We start from the raw sequence: 18,975 nt of genomic DNA, 5'->3' as shown, positions 1-18,975 counted from the left end.
GCCGCCGAGCGGCCCTGATCAGGCCGACTTCTTGCGCGCCGTGGCCTTGGTGGCCGGCTTCTTTGCCGCGGCCGTCGTCTTCTTCGCCGCAGCCTTCTTCACCGGCGCCTCGGCTTCGGCCTCCGGCGCAGCATCGGCCGCCGCGGCCTTGGCCGTCTTCGCGCCCGCCTTCGGCTTGGCCGCACGCGGCTCGAACTCGAAGCCCACCTTGCCGTCCGGCTGGCGCACCAGGAAGGCCGAGAACTTGCGCTTGGTGCGCGACGACACGAAGCCCTTCAGCAGGTCGGTACGGCCCGCTTCCAGCAGCTTCTGCATCTGTTCCGGTTCGATCGGCTGCTGCAGGATGATCTTGCCGGAGCGGAAGTCACAGCTCTTTTCCGGCCCGACCGACTTCTCGCAGATATAGGACATCGGCTGTTCGAACACCCGCGCCGAACACTTCGGGCAGGGGCCGAGCGGAGTCTGCTGCGAGAAATCGACCGGCTCGGCGTTCTCGTCCTCGCGCGGCTGGCCGAAATCGAATTCCGGTTCCAGCTTGTCGTTCAGCTTGATCACCGCGTTGAACGGCCGACCCATCTTGTTGCGGAAGCCGGTCAGCGGACCGACCTGGCGCTCGCGCAGCAGCGTGTCGATCTCGTGCGTCTCGAACTGGCGGCCGGCAACGATCTTCCACAGCGAGAAATCGCAGCTCTGGCACTGGAATTTCTTGTAGTTCTCCTTCACGACGCCGCCGCAGCGCGGGCACTTCTCGTCCAGCGTGGCGAAGTCGCCCGGAATGGTGTCGCTTTCGTAGCTCTTCGCCTGGTGCACGATGTGCTGCGTCATGTCGGCGATTTCGCGCATGAAGGCGTCACGCGACAATTCGCCGCGCTCGATCTGCGACAGCTTGTATTCCCATTCGCCGGTCAGTTCCGGCGAACTCAGTTCGTCGATCTTCAGGCCGCGCAGCGCGATCATCAGCTGGAAGCCCTTGGCCGTCGGAATCAGTTCGCGGCCCTCGCGCAGCATGTAGTTCTCGAGGATCAGGTTCTCGATGATCTGCGCACGCGTGGCCGGCGTGCCGAGGCCGCGGCCGGCCATCGCGGCGCGCAGTTCCTCGTCGTCTATGGTCTTGCCGGCGCCTTCCATCGCGGTCAGCAGCGTCGCTTCCGAATACCGCGCGGGCGGCTTGGTCTGCAGCGCCTTGACGATCATGTCATTGACACGGGCGCTTTCGCCCGGCTTGACCGGCACCAGGCTGGCGGACGCGGTTTCGCCCTTGTCCTTGCCTTCGTCGTCGGCGATCGCCGCTTCCTTGCCGTACACGGCCAGCCAGCCGGCATTGACCAGCACCTTGCCCTCGGTCTTGAACGCTTCGCCCTCGACCCGCGTGATGCGCGTCGTGATGCGGTATTCGGCCGCCGGGAAGAACACCGCGAGGAAGCGGCGGGTGACCATGTCGTAGATCTTCGCTTCCGCCTCCGACAGCGATTTCGGCTCGGTGCCGGTCGGGATGATGGCGAAGTGGTCGGAAATCTTGGCGTTGTTGAAGATGCGCTTGTTCGGACGCACCCAGCCCTGCTTGACGATTTCGTTGGCGTGCGGCGCATAGGTCTGCGGCAGGCGGGCCAGCACGTCGTTCACCGTCGGCAGGTAGTCCTCCGGCAGCGCGCGCGCGTCGGTACGCGGGTAGGTCAACACCTTGTGCTTTTCGTACAGCGCCTGCGCGATCTGCAGCGTCACGCGGGCGGAAAAGCCGAAGCGGCCGTTCGCTTCGCGCTGCAGCGAGGTGAGGTCGTACAGCAGCGGCGACAGCTGGGTCGAGGGCTTGGCCTCCTCCTCCACCGTGCCGGTCTTGCCGGCGCACTTGGCCTGAATGGCCTTTGCTCTCGCCTCGTCCCACAGCCGCTCGGCGCGGGCGTGCTCATCGCCTTCCGGCTTCTTGAACTTCTCGTCGAACCAGCGCCCCGGGTACTCACCGGCGGCGACGCCGAAGCGGCCTTCGATTTCCCAGTAGTCGCGCGACTTGAAGCGACGGATTTCCTCTTCGCGGCGCACGACGATGGCCAGCGTCGGCGTCTGCACGCGACCGACCGTTGTCAGATGGAAGCCGCCGGTCTTGGAATTGAACGCGGTCATCGCCCGCGTGCCGTTGATGCCGATCAGCCAGTCGCTCTCGGCGCGCGACATCGCCGCCTGACGCAGTCCTTCGACTTCCTGCGCCGAACGCAGGCCGGCAAAGCCGTCGCGGATCGCGGTGGCCGTCATCGACTGCAGCCACAGCCGTTCGATCGGCTTGTTCGTCTTGCTGTGCTCGACGATGTAATTGAAGATGAGCTCGCCCTCGCGCCCCGCGTCACAGGCGTTCACCAGGCCGTCGACGTCCTTGCGCTTGATCAGCCGGGTGAGCAGGCGCAGCCGCTCGGCGGTCTTGTCTATCGGGTTCAGCGTGAAGCGGGGCGGAATGACCGGCAGGTGCGCGAACGACCACTTGCCGCGCTTGACCTCGTATTCCTCCGGCACCGCCAGTTCGAGCAGGTGGCCGACCGCCGAGGACAGCACGTAGTCCTCGCTCTCGAAGTAATCGCCTTCGCGCGTGAAACCGCCCACGGCGCGCGCAATGTCCTGCGCGACCGACGGCTTTTCCGCGATGATCAGTTTCTTGCCCATGCCCGCCCGATACCTGCCGCCGGCTTGCGCGCGCAGGATGCGCGCCGGTTCAAGCGGCGTGAAAGCGGCGCATGATAGGGACAAAAAATCCGAACAGGCAAGACAAGTTGACCCGGCGGACGAAACGCGGGCTGCGATTCATCCGGCCGGGCAGGTCCTGCGCCGCAGCGTCGGGACCGCACTTGTCAGTGCGGCGCGCGCGGCTCGTCGTCGTCCGACAGCAGTTCCTCGAGCACCAGCGTGTCGGTCGTGACCTGCTGGTTCCACAGCACCATCAGCACGATCACTTTGAGCTGGGCCAGCGACACTTCCTCGTCTTCCAGCGCCAGCGCGCGTTCGACGACGATTTCGCGGGTCAGCGCATTGATCGCGCCGGCCTCTTCGAGGAAGGCGAGAAAGCCGCGGCACTCGGTGTCGAGGCGCGACTGTTCGGCGGCCGAGTACAGACGGATGGAACGGCTTTCAGCCGCGATCAGCGGCTTCTCGGCGCCACCGGCGCTTTCGAGACCGGACAGCCAGCCCATGGCTTCCTCGATTTCATCCTGCTCGAAACCGGCGGCCGAGAGCTTGCGTGCGAGCTGGTTGGGCTCGGGATAACTGTCCAGGTGCGCGTAAGTTTCGAAAAGATAGACCAGAACGTCGATCATGATTCGGCTCCGCGCGAGCCGGTCGGCAGGCGTGCCTACCGGCGGGTTTGTAACCCGGCAGCGCGCGACGCGCACTGCCGTACTACCTGATGCGCTGGTAGCGTCCGTCGGGCAGCAGCGCCACCCGGTTTTCGAGTTCCAGCGAGAGCAGCATGGCGGAGAGGGTGTCCGCCGTCAAGCCGGTATGTTGCGACAGCACATCGATTCCGACCGGGTCGAAACCCATCGCGTCGAGCAGCGGACTGCCGTCCCTGGTCGGCGTTTCCACCGCGGTTTCAGGTGGCGGCGCCGGCTGCAGCTCGGACAGGATGTCGCGCGCATCGTCGACCAGCTTGGCCCCCTGGCGGATGAGCTGGTGGCAGCCCTTGGACAGCGGCGAATGGATGGAACCAGGAATCGCGAACACCTCGCGCCCCTGTTCGCCGGCCAGCCGGGCGGTGATCAGCGTGCCGCTGCGCGCTGCCGCCTCGACCACCAGTACGCCGCGCGCAAGGCCGGAAATGATGCGGTTGCGGCGCGGGAAGTTGTCGCGCAGCGCGGGCGTGCCAAGCGGGAATTCGCTGACGATGGCGCCATGCTCGGCGATGCGCCGCGCAAGATCCTGGTTGCGCGGCGGATAGATGCGGTCGGCGCCGGTGCCTACCACGGCCACCGTGCTGCCGATGCCGTCGAGCGCGCCGGTGTGCGCCGCGGCGTCGCAGCCCAGCGCCAGTCCGCTGACGATGGTGAGCCCGCCGCGCGACAGCTCTCGCGCGAATTGCTCGGCGTTGGACGCGCCCTGAGCGGTCGCGTTGCGGGCGCCGACGATGGCCAGCGCGCGCGTATTCAGCAGTTCCGGCCGGCCCTTCACGTAGAGCAGCGTCGGCGGGTCGGCGATCTCGAGCAGAGCTTGCGGATAGGCCGCGTCGGCCAGCGTGATCAGATGGTTGCCCGGCTGTGACGCCCAGGCCAGTGTGCGCGCGACCTGTTCGTCGCCGTCGAAAGCTGCCAGCGCACGCGCCGCGCGCTCACCGACCGCCCCCCGCACCGCGGTGCCGGCCGCGGCGAAGATGTGTTCGGGCAGGCCGAACACCGACAGCAGACGGCGCTGCGTTTCCAGCCCGACGCCGCGGGTCAGCGTCAGCCGCAGCCAGGCTGCGGTCGAAGCGTCGCTGGCGACCGGCACGCCTTACGGCTTGCGGAAGCGGTCGCCGACGGTGATCGGACGCTTGGCGTCCATCACCAGCGCGTAGGAAATGTTTTCGTAGACGCGGAACACGAACACCAGACCGGAACGTTCGTCCGGCAGCTGGTAGGTGTCGATCTTCTGATCCTGGCGGATATCGACCTTGCTGCCGGCCAGATAGGCGGCGAACACATGACCGATCTCGACGCCGTCGTTGGAGCCACGGTTCAGCAGCACGACGTTGTGACGGCCGGACGACGCCACGCCGCCGACGATGCGTGCAACGCTGCCCTGGATGTCCTGCTCCGGCGCACGTGGCGCATAGGCAACGACCTCGGGCAGACGGGCCGGCACCAGACGGTCGCCCTTGCCGATCTCGAACTGCGCCGACACGACCTGGAAGGTGGCCGGTTCGCCTTCGCGCATCAGTTTCACGTCACCCAGGTACTCGGCCTCGTAGCCGATCACCTGCTTCGTTTCCGGATCGCGGATCGGCGCCGCCGGGCGATAGACATGCCACAGCGGCTTGTTTTCGGTGACGCCGCTCACGTAGGCGGTATCGCCGGCGCTCAGATAGACGCGCCCCTCTTCAGTGCCGACGACGCGCGGCGCCGTTTCGTTGAAGCCGGCTTCGACCGCGATCGGCTTGGTCAGGAAGGGCTCGATCGCCTTGTGCGGAATCGACGCGATCGGTTCCTTGACCGCTTCCTCGTAGGTCTGCGGGCTCAGCTTGACCGGCTGCCCGACGCGCAGCCGCGGCGAACCGCCGAAGTCATCGAGATAGACGATCTGGCCGGGATAGATCAGGTGCGGGTTGCGGATCTGCTCGCGATTGAGCCGCCACACTTCGGGCCAGCGCCACGGCTCCTTCAGGAAGAGGCCGGCGATGCCCCACAGCGTGTCGCCCGGCTTGACGACGTGCCGGTCCGGCGCGTTGCCGGCGATGGCCGGCGGTGCGGACTGGGCGAAGGCAGTCGCGCTTGAAAGGGCGACCAGCAGGGAGCATATAATCTTGCGCATGGTGTGGCCTCGCACGGGCAGCGCCTGCGCATGCAGGAACCTGCCGGGGGTTTGCCTTTCAATATCGTTACGAACCGGCTCCACCTTGAATGCCCTGCACCGTCGAAACGGTGACTTGGCAAGGCGGCACGCCAACTGCATGCCGAAGTGTAGCAAGCGGCGTCTTGTAATGACAGTCTGCATGAAAATTCACCGCTAATCCATTAAATCAGCACGACTTTTATGGCCCTGCTCCCGATTCTGAAATTCCCCGACCCCCGCCTGCGCAAGAAGGCGGCGCCGGTCACCGCGGTGGACGATTCCATCCGCAGGCTCGCCGCCGACATGGCCGAAACCATGTACGCCGCGCCGGGCATCGGGCTGGCCGCAACGCAGGTAGACGTGCACAAGCAGGTGATCGTGATCGACATCAGCGAGGACAGATCCGGCCTGATCACGCTGATCAACCCGCGCATCGTCGAGCGCGACGGCGAACAGGTCTACGAAGAAGGCTGTCTGTCGGTGCCCGGCATCTACGACAAGGTGACCCGCGCCGAACACGTGAAGGTGCGCACGCTGACGCTGGACGGCAGCGAGCAGGACATCGATGCGCACGGCCTGCTGGCCGTCTGCATCCAGCACGAGATGGATCACCTGCAGGGCAAGGTGTTCGTCGACCACCTGTCGCAGCTGAAGCAGACGCGGATCAAGACCAAGCTCGCGAAACAGGCGCGTGAAACCGCCTGATGCGTCCGCGCATCGCCTTCGCCGGTACCCCTGAATTCGCTGCCCGCGCGCTCGACGCGCTGGCCGGCTTCGACTGCGACATTCCGCTGGTGCTGACCCAGCCCGACCGCCCGGCCGGGCGTGGCATGAAACTGATGCCCAGCCCGGTCAAGCAGCGCGCGCTGGCGCACGGCCTGAGCGTGGCCCAGCCGGACACGCTGAAGACGGCCGAACTGCGCGCACCGCTGGTCGAGGCCGCGCCGGACCTGCTGGTGGTGGTCGCCTACGGTCTGCTGCTGCCGCGCGCCGTGCTCGACATTCCGCGCCTCGGCTGCATCAACATCCATGCCTCGCTGCTGCCGCGCTGGCGCGGCGCGGCGCCCATTCATCGCGCGATCGAGGCGGGCGACGCCCGCACCGGCATCACGCTGATGCAGATGGACGAGGGACTGGATACCGGCCCGATGCTGGCCGAGCGCGTCGTCGACATCACCGACGACGACACCACCGCAACGCTGCACGACCGGCTGGCCGCCACCGGCGCACAACTGCTGATCGACACGCTGCCCGAGCTGCTGGCCGGACGCGTCAGACCGGTGCCGCAGCCGGCCGACGGCGCCTGCTACGCGGCGAAGATCGGCAAGGCCGAGGCGGCGCTGGACTTCCGTCGTCCGGCGGTCGAACTCGAGCGCGCGATCCGCGCCTTCAACCCCTTCCCGGGCGGACTGATGACGGTGGAGGGCACGCCGATCAAGCTGTGGCGGGCTCGCGTCGAGCCGACCAGCGGCGAGCCCGGACGCATTCTCGCGGTCGGCGACGATGGTGTCGTGATCGCCTGCGGGGAGGGCGCGCTGCGCGTGACCGAACTGCAGAAGCCGGGCGGCAAGCGGCTGCCGGCCGCCGATTTCCTGCACGGCCATCCGCTGGTGGTCGGCCAGTACGCCGAGACGTGACCCGTCGCCGCAGTCTCGCCGCCCGCGGGATTTCCTTGTAAGCGCAGTTTTCACCGGCGGCGGCGCTTGAATTTCTTGCTTCGCGCACGATCTATAGTGCGCTTCCTCTCTTACTGAAAGGTATTCGAATGTTCGGCAACTGGCTCAAGACCTCGATACTGATGGCGGGCATCGTCGCGCTGTTCGGCGTGGTCGGTGCAGCCATCGGCGGTCAGCAGGGCATGCTGATCGCACTGCTGTTCGGCGGCGCCACCAATCTGTGGGCCTACTGGTTCTCCGACAAGATGGTGCTGCGCATGTACAACGCGCGCGAAGTCGACGCCGCCTCCTCGCCCTACCTGTACAACATGGTGGCCGAGCTGGCGCAGCGCGCGCAGCTGCCGATGCCGCGCGTCTACATCATCGATGAAGCGCAGCCCAACGCCTTTGCCACCGGCCGCAACCCGGAAAACGCCGCGGTGGCGGCGACCACCGGCATCATCCAGATGCTGTCGGCGCGCGAACTGCGCGGCGTGATGGCGCACGAACTGGCGCACGTGAAGAACCGCGACATCCTGATTTCGACCATTTCGGCCACCGTGTCAGGTGCGATCTCCGCGCTGGCGCAGTTCGGTATGTTCTTCGGCGGCGGCCGCGATTCGGAAGGCCGCCCGGCCAATCCGGTGCTCAGCATCGCCGTCGCCATCCTGGCGCCGATCGCCGCGATGCTGATCCAGATGGCGATCTCGCGCACCCGCGAGTTCGGCGCCGATCGCGAGGGTGCGGCCATCTCCGGCGACCCGGAAGCACTGGCGAGCGCGCTGGCCAAGATCGACGCCTACGCCCGCGGCATTCCGATGCCGACGGCCGAAGCGCATCCGGAAACCGGTCAGATGATGATCATGAACCCGCTGTCCGGCGGCGGCCTGCGCGGCCTGTTCAGCACCCACCCGGCGACCGAGGAACGCATCGCGCGGCTGCGCGCACTCGCCACCGGTCGCTGACACACACCCCCGCCATTGCGGCATCATGCCCGCAGCGTGCGCAGCTTTCGCGGCGCGCGCTGCGGGTTTCGTCTTTCATCTGTACAACGTGGAGATGCCGACATGGATCGAGGCTGGAACGGCGGCGGCGGCGCGCGCAACGTACTCGGCGGACCGCTGGAGCCCTGTTCGTTCAAGCCCATCACCGGTTTCTTCCGCGACGGCTGCTGCAACACGGACGAGAACGACTTCGGCTCGCACACCGTGTGTGCGGTCATGACCGACGCCTTCCTCGACTTCTCCCGCTCGCGCGGCAACGACCTGTCGACGCCACGCCCCGAGTACGACTTCCCCGGCCTGCGCGCCGGCGACCGCTGGTGCCTGTGCGCGATGCGCTGGCGCGAGGCATTCGAGGCGGGCCAGGCGCCGCAGGTGGTACTGGTCGCTACGCACGAGTCGGCCCTGCGGCACGCGCCGCTCGATGCATTGAAGGCCCACGCGTGGGCGGGCTGAACGCAGCGCTTACAATCGCGCTCCTGCGCCCGGCCATCACCCGCATCCAAGATTGAATTCCACTCCCCGCCCCCCCAGGACGCTTCCTGCTGATTCGCTCGCCGCATCGCTGCTCGACGCCGCACACGCCGTCGCCGGCGTGCTGCAGGGTGAGGCGCTCGACGACGCTTTCGGCCACGTCGCTGCGCAGTCGACCAACGGTGCCGCCGTGCGCGACCTGGCTTACCAGTGCCTGCGCGCGCACGCCGGCATCGAACGCCGGCTGGCCGTGCTGGTGCCCAGGCCGCTGCGCGAAACCGATCGCCGCGCGCTGCTGCTGGTCGCGCTGTGCCGGCTCGAAGCGCGGCCCGACACGGCGCACACCACGGTGAACCAGGCGGTCGAGGCAGCGCGCGTCCTGGGCGGTGATCGCTTTGGCGGGCTGATGAATGCGGTACTGCGCAACGCGCAGCGCCGTCACGCCGAACTCGACGCGGCGGTTGCCGCCGATCCGGCCGCCCGGCTGCAGCACCCGCAGTGGTGGCTGGACATGCTGCGTCACGACCATCCCGATCACTGGCAGGACATCGCCGCGCAGGGCAATGTCCACCCGCCGATGGCGCTGCGTGCGAACCGCCGCCGCACGACGCCGCAGCAGGCACTGGCGCAGTTGCAGGCGGCCGGCATCGTGGCGCAGATCCGCGGCGACGACGGCCTGCTGCTGGACAAGCCCTGCCCGGTGTCACGCCTGCCCGGCTTCGCCGACGGCGAGCTGTCGGTGCAGGATCTCGGCGCCCAGCGCGCGGCCGCGCTGCTCGATGTCGCGCCGGGCCAGCGCGTGCTCGACGCCTGCGCCGCCCCCGGCGGCAAGGCGTCGCACCTGCTCGAACGGGCCGAACTCGACCTGCTGGCACTGGACCACAGCGAACCGCGTACCCGGCGCATCGCCGAGAACTTCGAGCGGCTGGGTCTGCGTGGCCGGATCGCGGTCGGCGACGCCGCGCGGCCGGACGACTGGTGGAACGGCACAGCGTTCGACCGCATCCTGGCCGACGTGCCATGCAGCGCCTCCGGCGTCGTACGTCGCCACCCGGACGCCAAATGGCTGCGCCGTCCGCAGGACATCGCCAGCTTCGCCGCCCAGCAGCGCGCGATACTGGATGCGCTTTGGCGCGTGCTCGCTCCGGGTGGTAAATTGCTCTATGCCACCTGTTCGGTGTTCCGCGCCGAAAATCAGGATCAGGTGGCCGCCTTCACCGCCCGCCATCCCGACTGCCTACGTCTGAGCCCATGTGGTGCGCCAGATCTGCAACTGCTGCCGACCGCCGAGCATGACGGCTTCTATTACGCACTGCTGCAGAAGTCTCCGCGCGCTGGTTGAGCGCGCGCGCGCGCTGCTGGTGGCGTTGCTGATCGCGACGCTGGCCGGCCACGCGTCGGCCGCCGGCGTCACAATGCGCGACGTGCGCCTCGACCACGGCGACGACGGCTACCAGTTGTCGACCGATGTTTCGATCGCGCTGTCGCCGCGGCTGGCCGAAGCGGTGACGCGCGGCGTCGCGCTGTACTTCGTACTCGAGTTCGAGATCAGCCGGCCACGCTGGTACTGGCTGGACGAAGACGTGGTCGAACGCAGCCAGACCTACCGTCTCAGCTATCACGCACTGACCCGGCAGTACCGCGTGTCCACCGGCGCGCTGCACCAGAGCTTCGACACGCTGGACGAGGCACTGAAGCTGATCGGCCGCCTGCGCAGCTGGCACGTGGTCGACTACGACCGCCTGAAGGCCGGCGAGAGCTATGTCGCCTCGCTGCGCCTGCGCCTGGACGTGACGCAGCTGCCCAAACCTTTCCAGCTCAGCGCAATGAGCAACCGCGACTGGACGCTGGAATCGGAATGGCAGCGCTGGGGCTTCACCGCACAGCCGCAGGAGGCGCGATGAGGGCCTTCATTGTCGCCACCACGGCGATCAGCGGCGTGCTGTTGCTGCTGCTGTCGCTGGCCAGCGAGAACACCGAGCTGTTCGCGCGCAATTACCCGCTGCTGCTCGGCATGAACATCACGGTCGCGGTCGGCCTGCTGGCGCTGGTCGCCTGGCTGGTGACGCAGCTGCTGCGCGAGCACCGCGCCGCCGTGTTCGGCTCCCGCCTGAAGCTGCGTCTGTTCGCCGCCTTCGCCGCGCTCGCCGTGGCACCGGGCGCGCTGATCTACGTGCTGTCGGTGAACTTCGTGTCGCGCTCGGTCGATTCCTGGTTCAACGTGCGCATCGAACAGGCGCTCGAGGGCGGCCTCAACCTCGGCCGCAACACGCTGGACTACGTCTCCGCCGACCTGCTCGAAAAGGCCCGCGCGATGGCGCGCGAACTGGGCGACACGCCCTTGATCCGGCGCAGCGCGCGGCTGGACGAGCTGCGTGAGCAGTCGGGCGCCGCCAGCGCGACGCTGTTCTCGTCCGCCGGCCGCGTGCTGTCGACCAGCTCGGCGGCCACCCGGCTGGTGCCGCCGTTGCCGTCGCCGTCGCAACTGCGGCAGGCGCGCCAGGGCGCCGGTTTCGCCGCGGTCGAGAGCGACGTCGACGCCGGTCTGACGGTGCGCGCGCTGGTGTTCGTCGGCAGCGGCGCACTCGCCTCCGACGCCCCGGTGCTGCAACTGACCCAACCGCTGCCGGCTTCGCTCGCGCAGAACGCCGAAGCAGTGCAGAGCGCCTACCGCGACTACGAAGAGCTGTCGCTCGCGCGCGCCGGGCTGAAGCGCATCTTCGCGCTGACACTGACGCTGGCGCTGCTGCTCGCGCTGCTGTCGGCGCTGGCGGTGGCCTTCGTCATCAGCCGTCGCATGTCGGCGCCGCTGTCCATCCTGGCGCGCGGCACCGACGCGGTGATGCAGGGCGACTTCAGCCCCATTCCGGCGGTCGCCTCGCGCGACGAGCTGGGCACGCTGACCCAGTCCTTCCGCCGCATGACGGAACAGCTGAACGAGGCGCGCGCGCAGGCCGAGCGCAGCCGCGCCGAAACCGAAGCGGCGCGCACCTATCTCGAAGGCGTGCTCGGCAACCTGTCGACCGGCGTGCTGGCCTTCAGCCCGTCGACGAAATTGCGCGCCGCCAACCAGGGCGCGATGGCCATCCTCGGTGACACGCTGGAGGGGTGGGAAACGCTGACGCTGGCGCAGTGGCCGCGGCATGCCGAACTGCGCGACACCATCGTCGCCGCGATCGACGAGGCGCAGGAATCATGGAGCCGGCAGATCGACATCCCCGACCCCTTCGGCCCGGGCAAGACGCTGCTGATCCGCGGCTCGCAGCTGCCGGCGGCCGGCGGCGGCGGCTTCGTCGTCGTGTTCGACGACATCACTCAGCTCATTTCCGCGCAGCGCAGCGCCGCCTGGGGCGAGGTCGCGCGGCGGCTGGCGCACGAGATCAAGAACCCGCTGACGCCGATACAGCTGTCGGCCGAGCGGCTGCAGTTCAAGCTGTCGGACAAGCTCGACGCGGAAGGCCAGAAGATGCTGGCACGCGCCACCTCGACCATCGTCGATCAGGTCGAGGCGATGAAGAACATGGTGAACGCCTTTCGCGACTACGCGCGGCTGCCGGCGCCGGCGCTGGCGCCGCTCGATCTGAACCGGCTGGTCGACGAAGTGCTCGGCCTGTACGAAACGTCGGCCGCCCGCATCGAGCGCCAGCTGTCGCCGGACCTGCCCCAGGTCGCCGGCGATGTCGGACAGCTGCGGCAGGTGATCCACAATCTGCTGCAGAACGCGCAGGACGCGCTGGCCGAAGCCGACGCGCCCTGCATACAGATCCAGACGCGGCGCCGGGGGGGGCGTGCGGAACTGGCGGTGCGCGACAACGGCAGCGGCTTTCCGCCGCAGGTGCTGGCGCGCGCCTTCGAGCCCTATGTCACGTCCAAGGCGCGTGGCACCGGGCTCGGGCTGGCCATCGTCAAGAAGATCGTCGATGAGCACGAAGGACGCATAGAAATAGAGAACGTCGCGCCGCATGGCGCGGAAATCCGCATCTCGCTGCCACTGGCGGCATGAAGGAATCAGGGAAGAATGGCTCGCATACTGGTCGTAGATGACGAAATGGGGATCCGCGAATTGCTGTCGGAAATCCTCAGGGACGAAGGGCACGACGTGACGCTCGCCGAGAACGCGGCGGCGGCACGCGCGGCACGCACGGCGCAGAAACCGGATCTGGTACTGCTCGACATCTGGATGCCCGACACCGATGGCATTTCGCTGCTGAAGGAGTGGGCTTCGGGCGGACAGCTGACGATGCCGGTCATCATGATGTCCGGCCACGGCACCATCGATTCGGCGGTCGAGGCGACGCGCATCGGCGCAATGGACTTCCTCGAGAAGCCGATCGCGCTGGCCAAGCTGCTGAGCGCGGTCAAGCGCGCGCTGGCGCGCGGCGCCTCGCCGGAGCAGAGGCCGAGCGCACCGTCGCTGAGCGCGGTCGGACGCAGCGGTGCACTGCGCGACCTGCGACGCAAGATAGAACAGATGGCCGCCCGCTCACGCGTCGTCCTGCTGCGCTGCGGTCCGTCCAGCTTCGGCGAACTGGCGGCACGCACGCTGGCCGCGCCCGGCCGGCGCTGGCTGGAACTGGCGACCATCAGCGGGCCGATCACGCAGGAACAGCTCGATGCCGCGCGCGGCGGCGTCATCCACACCGGCGACATCGCTCACCTGTCGCGCATGCAGCAAAAGAACCTCGCTTTCGCGCTGGAGCGGCTCGACCGCCTGGACGCCCGGCTGATCGCCTGCTGTGCGCAGGGTGCGCCGGAACTGCAGGCGGCAGGCTGGGAAGAGGCCGTGCTGGCGCGGCTGTTCGAGATCGTGCTGCCGCTGCCGGCGCTGGCCGAGCTGCGCGACGAAGTGGCCGATCTGGCCGAGGACGTGCTGAAACATCTGGTCGAGGCAGGCGAGGTACCGACGCGGCGACTGGCCGAGTCGGCACGTCCGCTGCTGCGCCAGCACGGCTGGCCCGGCGGCTACGGCGAACTGGTGTCGGTGCTGCGCTCGGCCGCGCTGGCCGCGCTCGACGACGAGGTGGACGCGAGCGCGCTGCGCGCGCTGCTGCGGCCGACCGGCACACCGGTGCTGCCCGGCCTCGACCAACCGCTGCGCGAAGCGCGCGAGGCCTTCGAGCGCATGTACTTCGAGCACCACATGGAACGCGAGGGCGGCAACATGACCCGCCTGGCGGAACGCTCCGGGCTGGAGCGCACCCATCTGTACCGCAAGCTCAAACAGCTCGGACTGCCCATCGGACGGCGCGGCGAACACCACGAGTAGCGCGCGTCGCGGCCGGCACGATCCGACCGGAATGCCTTCTGCCCGGGCCGGAGGCGGGGTTCTGTGGGAGGGGCCTTCCGACCCCGGCAGCAGCCTGTGCCGAAGCCTGCGGACCACAGCAGCCGCATCGCGACCGGAGGTCGCTCCCACAAGGATCGCTCCCTGCTCGCCGCCGGAGTCTGGTTTTGTGGGAGCGAGCTTGCTCGCGATAGCGACCTGCATCGAACCCGCGGGTAGCAGAGGCCGCGCGGCGGCCAGGGCCGCTTACAAGCGTTGCGCTCGGCCCGGCATCACGTCCGGCCGCCCTCGCCGCGCCCCCCCATGCCATGCGGATTTGCGGTTAGACTTCGCGGCGTCTCATTCCATGACATACAGATGTCTCTCGCCATCCTGCGCAGCCGTGCGCTCGCCGGCATGCAGGCGCCGGAGGTTGCGGTCGAAGTCCATGTGTCGAACGGCCTGCCCGCCTTCTCGCTGGTCGGTCTGCCGGACGTCGAAGTGCGCGAGGCGCGCGACCGGGTGCGGGCGGCCATCCTCAGTTCCGGCTTCGACTTTCCGGCGCGGCGCATCACGGTCAATCTGGCGCCGGCCGACCTGCCAAAGGAATCGGGCCGCTTCGATCTGCCGATCGCGCTGGGCATCCTGATCGCCGCCGGTTCGCTCGAAGCAACGGACATCGACGGCATCGAGTTCGCCGGCGAACTGTCGCTGACCGGCGCGCTGCGCCCGGTGCGCGGCGCACTGCCGATGGCGCTCGGCGCCCGCGCCGCCGGCCGCACCTTCGTGCTGCCCGCCTCGTCGGCGCCGGAGGCGGTGATCGCGGGCGGCATCGACGTGCGCGCCGCGACCTCGCTGCTCGACGTATGTGCGCATCTGTGCGGGCAGTCGGCGCTGCCGCGCGCGGTGCCGGCCAGCATTACTGAACGGGTTGCTTGCGCGGATCTGGCCGACGTGCGCGGGCAGCGCGGTGCCCGCCGCGCCCTGGAGATCGCCGCCGCCGGCAATCATTCGCTGCTGATGTCTGGGCCGCCAGGCACCGGCAAATCGATGCTGGCCGCCCGCTTCACCGGCCTGCTGCCGGACATGGACGAAGCCGAGGCGCTCGATACCGCGGCAGTGCTGTCAGGCGCCGGTCTGTTCGACCCGGCGGCGCTCGGCCGCCGCCCCTTCCGCGCACCCCATCACTCGGCCAGCGCGGCGGCGCTGGTCGGTGGCGGCGCCATTCCACGACCGGGTGAAATATCGCTGGCGCACAACGGCGTGCTGTTCCTCGACGAACTGCCCGAGTTCGACCGCCGCGTGCTGGAGGCGCTGCGCGAGCCGCTGGAAACCGGCCACGTGACCATTTCACGCGCCGCCCACCGCGCCGAGTTTCCGGCCCGCTTCCAGCTGATCGCGGCGATGAATCCCTGCCCCTGTGGCTATCTCGGTCACCCGTCGGCACGCTGTCGCTGCACGCCGGACCAGATCGCGCGCTACCGCGGCCGGCTGTCCGGGCCGCTGCTCGACCGCATCGACCTGACGGTTGTCGTACCACCGTTGACCGAACACGAACTGCGCGCCGGGCCGGGCGAGGCCAGCGTCGAAGTAAGGCAGCGGGTGTGTGCGGCGCGCGCGCTGCAGCAGCGGCGGCAGGGCAAACCGAACCAGCGGCTTGAAGCGGCAGACATCGACCGCCATTGCCCGCTGGACGACGCAGCGCACGCCCTGCTGGCGCAGGCGATGAACCGGCTCAGGCTGTCGGCGCGCGCCTATCACCGCTGCCTGAAGGTGGCGCGGACGATTGCCGATCTGAACGGACGGGAAGTGATTGCGGCGAACGAAGTCGCCGAGGCGGTGCAGTTCCGGCGCGCCCTCGACGCGCCGGCGAGCTGAGGCCGGGCGCTCAGCGGTTGCCGGCGATCTCGCGGAAGCGCGCGCGGTCTTCCTCGAAGCGCTTGCGGGTATCGACCAGATCGCGCTCCTTCTGCGCGATGTTCTCGCCGATCTGCCGCAGATCCTCGCCGTTGGTGTCCAGCCTGTCCTTGATTCCGGACGGCACACGCTTGCCCTTGGCGGTGAATGCGGCGGCGTCCTTCTCCAGCTTCTTGTGACGCTCGCTCAGCGTCTGCTGCTGCTCGCGCAGACGGGACAGCAGTTCTTCGATGTCGGCGATGCGCCGGTCGCGCGCGGCGTCGATCTCGCGTTCGCTGGTGTAGGTGTTGAGCAGCGTGGTGTCGCGACGTCGCTGCTCCTGACGCACCATTTCCTCGTCGCGCGCCTTCTTCGCATCGGCATCGCGCTTGGCGCGCTGAGCCTCGGTCATCGGCGCCTCAACCTGCTTGATCGTCGCGCCCTGGCTGTTCAGCTCGCGGTAGCCGCGGTCGGCACAGGCGGCCGGGAGCACGTCACCGCACACCTGCTGGCCGCGCGCATCCTTGCAGCAGTAGACGCGCGCCTCGCTCGCGGGCACATGCAGCATGGCCAGCGCAAGCAGGCCCGGCGCAAGGTGACGCAGATTCCCGGGTTTCATCTTCAGCCATTCACTCCGTATTTCGCGCGGTAGGCACGCACCGCGTCGAGATTGCCCTGCATGCCCGGGCTTTCCTGCAGATAGCCGACCAGATCGTCGAGCGTGGCGCAGGCAACCACCGGCATGCCGTATGAACGTTCCACTTCCTGAACCGCTGACAATTGTCCGGTGCCCCGCTCCATGCGGTCGAGGGCAATCGCCACACCTGCCGGCTCGGCGCCGGCCGCGCGGATCAGCTCGACCGATTCGCGCACCGAGGTGCCGGCGCTGATCACGTCGTCGATGATGAGCACCCGGCCCTTCAGCGGCGCGCCGATCAGCGTGCCGCCCTCGCCGTGGTCCTTCGCTTCCTTGCGGTTGAACGCAAAGGGCAGGTCGCGGCCACGCTGCGCGATCTGCATCGCGGTACCGGCGGCCAGAACGATGCCTTTGTAGGCCGGTCCGAACAGCATGTCGAACTGCGGCGCACGACTGATGATCGTATCGGCATAGAAGCTGCAAAGCTTGAGCACCGAAGCACCGCTGTTGAACAGCCCGGCGTTGAAGAAGTAGGGGGATTCACGCCCCGCCTTGGTGGTGAAGCTGCCGAAGCGCAGCACGCCGGTATCGACGGCGAACTTCACGAATTCACGTCTAGAATCCACGGGCTTTTCCAATCAGAACGGACAAACCGGCCATGTTACGTATCGTGTCGCTCAACCTCAACGGTATCCGCTCGGCCACCACGAAGGGTGTGTGGGACTGGGTCGCCGGCACGTCGCCGGACGTGCTGTGCGTGCAGGAACTGAAAGCCCAGGCGGCCGACCTCGATGTGACGATGCGTGCGCCGGCCGCGATGGGCGGCGCCGACGGTCACTTCCACTACGCCCTGAAGAAGGGCTACAGCGGCGTCGGCCTGTACGCGCGGCGACAGCCGTCGCGGGTGATCACCGGTTTCGGTGTCGAGGAGTTCGACAACGAGGGCCGCTACGTCGAGGCCGACTTCGGCGATGTGACGGTGATTTCTCTCTACCTGCCCTCCGGCTCCAGCGCGCCCGAGCGGCAGGAGGCCAAGTTCCGCTTCCTCGACCGCTTCCAGCCGCATCTGGCCGCGCTGCGGGCGAGCGGGCGTGAGATCGTGGTGTGCGGCGACTGGAACATCGCGCACCAGGAAATCGATCTGAAGAACTGGAAGGGCAATCTGAAGAACTCGGGCTTCCTGCCGGAAGAGCGCGCCTGGATGACCGCGCTGCTGGGCGCGGGCGGCTGGGTGGACGTCTATCGCACGCTGCACCCGGACGCCACCGACGACTGCTACACCTGGTGGAGCAATCGCGGCCAGGCCCGCGCGAAGAACGTGGGCTGGCGCATCGACTACCAGATCGCCACCCCAGGCATCGCGGCGAAGGCCCGCGCGGCAAGCGTCTACAAGGACGTCCGCTTCAGCGATCATGCTCCGCTCATTGTCGACTACGATGTCGATATCGCGTGAATCCCGAAGTCATCGCCCCGACCGCCGAAAGGACCGTCATGAAAGCTCTGCGCAGTCTCGCTCTCGTCGCCGCACTGAGTCTTTCGCTGCCGGCGGCGGCTGAATGGAACGAACTGGTCGTGTTCGGCGACAGCCTGTCGGACACCGGCAACTTCCAGGCGCTGACATCGGGTCTGTTTCCGTCCGCGGCTTTCGGTTACGCGCCGGGGCGCTTTTCCAACGGCCCGGTGGCGGTCGAGTATCTGGCCGCCTGGCTTAACCTGCCGCTGGACAATCATGCGGTGGGCGGCGCGCGCACCGGCACGCCGGTCGGCGGCGGCTCCGACAACTACGTCGAGGACACCAGCCAGGGCACGCTGCTTGCGGGCCTCTTGCAGAAGTCTCCGGGCTGGCTGAACGGCACCGGCATCAGCGCCCAGGTGGGTGACTACGTGGCCGGAGGCGGCGGTGGCGCCGACAAGCTCTATTTCATCTGGGGCGGCCCGAACGACTATTTCCTGCCCGCTTCGCTGACCACGCCCGCCACGGTGGGCAATGCGGTCGGCAATCTGCAGACGGCGATCACTTCGCTGTACGAAGCGGGCGCCCGCGATTTCCTGATTCCCAACATGCCCGATCTCGGCCTGACGCCCTCCTTCGTCGAGGAAGGTCCGCTGGCGGCCGGTCTGGCCAGTTCGGTGTCGGCCGCCCACAACGCCGCGCTCGCGCTGATGCTCGACCAGCTCGACCTGAACCTGGCGGACGCACGGTTCCGCACGGTCGACGTATCGGGCCTGCTCAATGCAGTCGCACTTGATCCCGGTCAGTACGGCTTCACCAATGTAGATACACCCTGTCAGACACTGGCTGGCTGCCCGGCCAACCCGGCGGGCTATCTGTTCTGGGACGATGTCCACATCACGACGGCCGGTCATCAGGCCGTGGCGACCGCGTTTCTTGCCGCGGCCCTGGTCCCGGAGGCTGAAAGCTGGGCCATGCTGCTGGCCGGTCTGGGCGTGCTCGGTGTAGCCCGTCGCCTACAGCGGAAGCGTCCGACCGACGACACTGTCGCGTTGCGGACTGCAACCTGAACGGCTAACTTCGGGGTCTGCCCC

At 68.1% G+C, this 18,975-nt stretch carries 17 protein-coding genes; 11 read left to right on the top strand and 6 right to left on the bottom strand.

Translation table 11 applies throughout. From position 1 onward, the window contains the following. Positions 1-18: 18 nt before the first annotated feature. The 4 genes from METRZ18153_RS0100635 to METRZ18153_RS0100620 all read right to left on the bottom strand — a co-directional run bounded on the left by METRZ18153_RS0100635 (position 19) and on the right by METRZ18153_RS0100620 (position 5,481). Entirely contained in the window at positions 19-2,649 is a 2,631-nt protein-coding gene (locus METRZ18153_RS0100635) for a DNA topoisomerase III (protein ID WP_020162915.1), read from the bottom strand. Between the two features lie 185 nt (positions 2,650-2,834). Further along, complete coding sequence (locus METRZ18153_RS0100630) at positions 2,835-3,296, bottom strand: Smg family protein (protein WP_020162914.1); 462 nt, start codon at positions 3,294-3,296, stop codon at positions 2,835-2,837. Positions 3,297-3,378: 82 nt separating this feature from the next. After that, complete coding sequence (gene dprA / locus METRZ18153_RS0100625; RefSeq protein ID WP_020162913.1) at positions 3,379-4,461, bottom strand: DNA-processing protein DprA; 1,083 nt, start codon at positions 4,459-4,461, stop codon at positions 3,379-3,381. Positions 4,462-4,464: 3 nt separating this feature from the next. Then, positions 4,465-5,481 (bottom strand): LysM peptidoglycan-binding domain-containing protein, encoded by a 1,017-nt coding sequence (locus METRZ18153_RS0100620; protein ID WP_020162912.1) that lies wholly within the window; start codon positions 5,479-5,481, stop codon positions 4,465-4,467. 222 nt (positions 5,482-5,703) lie between these two features. On the opposite strand from METRZ18153_RS0100620, the gene def reads away from it, so the two are divergent. The 9 genes from def to METRZ18153_RS0100575 all read left to right on the top strand — a co-directional run bounded on the left by def (position 5,704) and on the right by METRZ18153_RS0100575 (position 15,773). Beyond that, positions 5,704-6,207 carry a peptide deformylase gene (def, locus tag METRZ18153_RS0100615; RefSeq protein ID WP_020162911.1) on the top strand — a complete coding sequence of 168 codons (504 nt, stop codon included), beginning with the start codon at positions 5,704-5,706 and terminating at the stop codon, positions 6,205-6,207. Beyond that, a complete protein-coding gene (fmt, locus tag METRZ18153_RS0100610; RefSeq protein ID WP_020162910.1) occupies positions 6,207-7,139 on the top strand; it encodes a methionyl-tRNA formyltransferase in 933 nt (310 codons plus the stop codon). Before def ends, fmt begins: the two co-directional genes overlap by 1 nt. A gap of 128 nt (positions 7,140-7,267) precedes the next feature. Further along, the gene (gene htpX / locus METRZ18153_RS0100605) at positions 7,268-8,122 is read left to right on the top strand and encodes a zinc metalloprotease HtpX (protein ID WP_019915927.1); all 855 of its coding nucleotides are present in this window, start codon (positions 7,268-7,270) and stop codon (positions 8,120-8,122) included. Positions 8,123-8,224: 102 nt separating this feature from the next. Beyond that, positions 8,225-8,614 carry a DUF2237 family protein gene (locus tag METRZ18153_RS0100600; protein ID WP_020162909.1) on the top strand — a complete coding sequence of 130 codons (390 nt, stop codon included), beginning with the start codon at positions 8,225-8,227 and terminating at the stop codon, positions 8,612-8,614. 139 nt (positions 8,615-8,753) lie between these two features. Then, on the top strand, positions 8,754-9,974 hold the full coding sequence (gene rsmB / locus METRZ18153_RS0100595) for a 16S rRNA (cytosine(967)-C(5))-methyltransferase RsmB (protein ID WP_020162908.1): 1,221 nt from the start codon (positions 8,754-8,756) through the stop codon (positions 9,972-9,974). Continuing rightward, on the top strand, positions 9,925-10,536 hold the full coding sequence (locus tag METRZ18153_RS0100590; RefSeq protein ID WP_029143460.1) for a DUF4390 domain-containing protein: 612 nt from the start codon (positions 9,925-9,927) through the stop codon (positions 10,534-10,536). The genes rsmB and METRZ18153_RS0100590 overlap by 50 nt, the downstream gene beginning before the upstream one ends. Beyond that, positions 10,533-12,635, top strand: coding sequence for a sensor histidine kinase (locus tag METRZ18153_RS0100585; RefSeq protein ID WP_020162906.1), 2,103 nt, complete (start codon positions 10,533-10,535; stop codon positions 12,633-12,635). Before METRZ18153_RS0100590 ends, METRZ18153_RS0100585 begins: the two co-directional genes overlap by 4 nt. A 15-nt stretch (positions 12,636-12,650) precedes the next feature. Then, the gene (locus tag METRZ18153_RS21195; RefSeq protein WP_020162905.1) at positions 12,651-13,898 is read left to right on the top strand and encodes a sigma-54-dependent transcriptional regulator; all 1,248 of its coding nucleotides are present in this window, start codon (positions 12,651-12,653) and stop codon (positions 13,896-13,898) included. Positions 13,899-14,273: 375 nt separating this feature from the next. Further along, entirely contained in the window at positions 14,274-15,773 is a 1,500-nt protein-coding gene (locus METRZ18153_RS0100575; protein ID WP_020162904.1) for a YifB family Mg chelatase-like AAA ATPase, read from the top strand. A gap of 10 nt (positions 15,774-15,783) precedes the next feature. Here the strand turns inward: METRZ18153_RS0100575 and METRZ18153_RS0100570 are convergent, their stop codons facing one another. Continuing rightward, a complete protein-coding gene (locus METRZ18153_RS0100570) occupies positions 15,784-16,410 on the bottom strand; it encodes a hypothetical protein (RefSeq protein WP_020162903.1) in 627 nt (208 codons plus the stop codon). A gap of 2 nt (positions 16,411-16,412) precedes the next feature. Beyond that, entirely contained in the window at positions 16,413-17,033 is a 621-nt protein-coding gene (pyrE, locus tag METRZ18153_RS0100565) for an orotate phosphoribosyltransferase (protein WP_020162902.1), read from the bottom strand. Between the two features lie 53 nt (positions 17,034-17,086). Between pyrE and METRZ18153_RS0100560 the strand changes: the two genes are divergently transcribed. Further along, positions 17,087-17,881, top strand: a complete 795-nt coding sequence (locus METRZ18153_RS0100560) for an exodeoxyribonuclease III (RefSeq protein ID WP_020162901.1) — start codon at positions 17,087-17,089, stop codon at positions 17,879-17,881. A gap of 38 nt (positions 17,882-17,919) precedes the next feature. Next, positions 17,920-18,951, top strand: coding sequence for an SGNH/GDSL hydrolase family protein (locus METRZ18153_RS0100555; protein ID WP_043363972.1), 1,032 nt, complete (start codon positions 17,920-17,922; stop codon positions 18,949-18,951). Positions 18,952-18,975 lie beyond the last annotated feature (24 nt).

Origin of the sequence: Methyloversatilis discipulorum, assembly GCF_000385375.1 — a bacterium.
Taxonomy (GTDB): domain Bacteria; phylum Pseudomonadota; class Gammaproteobacteria; order Burkholderiales; family Rhodocyclaceae; genus Methyloversatilis; species Methyloversatilis discipulorum_A.
Note: the sequence above shows the minus strand (reverse complement) of the source record. Positions and strands in the feature narration are given on the sequence as shown.

Coding starts and splice junctions, on each gene's coding strand:
- METRZ18153_RS0100620 (WP_020162912.1), bottom strand. CDS start 5,481: ATGCGCAAGATTATATGCTCCCTGCTGGTCGCCCTTTCAAGCGCGACT.
- METRZ18153_RS0100630 (WP_020162914.1), bottom strand. CDS start 3,296: ATGATCGACGTTCTGGTCTATCTTTTCGAAACTTACGCGCACCTGGAC.
- METRZ18153_RS0100555 (WP_043363972.1), top strand. CDS start 17,920: ATGAAAGCTCTGCGCAGTCTCGCTCTCGTCGCCGCACTGAGTCTTTCG.
- def (WP_020162911.1), top strand. CDS start 5,704: ATGGCCCTGCTCCCGATTCTGAAATTCCCCGACCCCCGCCTGCGCAAG.
- METRZ18153_RS0100585 (WP_020162906.1), top strand. CDS start 10,533: ATGAGGGCCTTCATTGTCGCCACCACGGCGATCAGCGGCGTGCTGTTG.
- METRZ18153_RS21195 (WP_020162905.1), top strand. CDS start 12,651: ATGGCTCGCATACTGGTCGTAGATGACGAAATGGGGATCCGCGAATTG.
- METRZ18153_RS0100635 (WP_020162915.1), bottom strand. CDS start 2,649: ATGGGCAAGAAACTGATCATCGCGGAAAAGCCGTCGGTCGCGCAGGAC.
- METRZ18153_RS0100570 (WP_020162903.1), bottom strand. CDS start 16,410: ATGAAACCCGGGAATCTGCGTCACCTTGCGCCGGGCCTGCTTGCGCTG.
- METRZ18153_RS0100590 (WP_029143460.1), top strand. CDS start 9,925: ATGACGGCTTCTATTACGCACTGCTGCAGAAGTCTCCGCGCGCTGGTT.
- METRZ18153_RS0100600 (WP_020162909.1), top strand. CDS start 8,225: ATGGATCGAGGCTGGAACGGCGGCGGCGGCGCGCGCAACGTACTCGGC.
- htpX (WP_019915927.1), top strand. CDS start 7,268: ATGTTCGGCAACTGGCTCAAGACCTCGATACTGATGGCGGGCATCGTC.
- fmt (WP_020162910.1), top strand. CDS start 6,207: ATGCGTCCGCGCATCGCCTTCGCCGGTACCCCTGAATTCGCTGCCCGC.
- METRZ18153_RS0100575 (WP_020162904.1), top strand. CDS start 14,274: ATGTCTCTCGCCATCCTGCGCAGCCGTGCGCTCGCCGGCATGCAGGCG.
- METRZ18153_RS0100560 (WP_020162901.1), top strand. CDS start 17,087: ATGTTACGTATCGTGTCGCTCAACCTCAACGGTATCCGCTCGGCCACC.